Below are 269 nucleotides of genomic sequence, written 5' to 3' on the forward strand. Positions count from 1 at the left end.
ACTGGCTTTAAGGCAGGAAGTCATCACCGGCACAGGGCGCCACCGCGACACTTCCGGTCGCGGTGATACCGAAGAAGCCAGGCTGGAAGCGGTGCATCGCTACGGCATTCTCGATACACCCCCCGATGGGGCCTTCGACCGGATTACGTCCCTAGCCGCCAGGTTGTTTTCCGTACCTATCGCCATCGTCAGCATCGTGGACCACGACCGGATCTGGTTCAAATCCCACCACGGAACTGACGTCGAGCAAATCAGCCGGGACCCCGGGC

The 269-nt window shown here is 61.3% G+C and carries 1 pseudogene; it reads left to right on the plus strand.

Annotated elements, in window-relative coordinates:
* Window positions 1-269: pseudogene (locus tag SB679_RS24485) on the plus strand (hypothetical protein); the annotation flags it as partial.

This window comes from Chryseobacterium sp. SIMBA_029 (assembly GCF_046535275.1).
GTDB lineage: Bacteria > Bacteroidota > Bacteroidia > Flavobacteriales > Weeksellaceae > Chryseobacterium.